1 protein-coding gene is annotated in these 266 nt (G+C 65.0%); it reads right to left on the bottom strand.

Features of this window, described 5'->3' with window-relative positions; translation table 11 throughout:
- Positions 1-266 (bottom strand): SulP family inorganic anion transporter (locus B4920_RS26525; RefSeq protein ID WP_139379698.1); only part of this gene is annotated, 266 nt, incomplete at both ends.

The following is a 266-nucleotide window of genomic DNA, read 5'->3' on the forward strand; positions in this document are numbered from 1 at the left end:
ATCTGGAAGAGGCCGGTGAGCAGGGTCGCCGCCAGCAAATATTGCAGGCCATGCTCCTTGACCAGGGTCACCATCAGGAGCGCCATGGCGCCGGTCGCGGCAGAGATCATGCCGGGGCGCCCCCCGACGAAAGCGATGACCACGGCGATACAGAAGGAGGCATAGAGGCCGACCTTGGGGTCGACTCCGGCGATGATGGAGAAGGCGATGGCCTCCGGGATCAGCGCCAGGGCGACGACGATACCCGACAGCAGATCGCCCCGTAT

Origin of the sequence: Zoogloea sp. LCSB751 (assembly GCF_002028455.1) — a bacterium.
Classification (GTDB): Bacteria; Pseudomonadota; Gammaproteobacteria; order Burkholderiales; family Rhodocyclaceae; genus Zoogloea.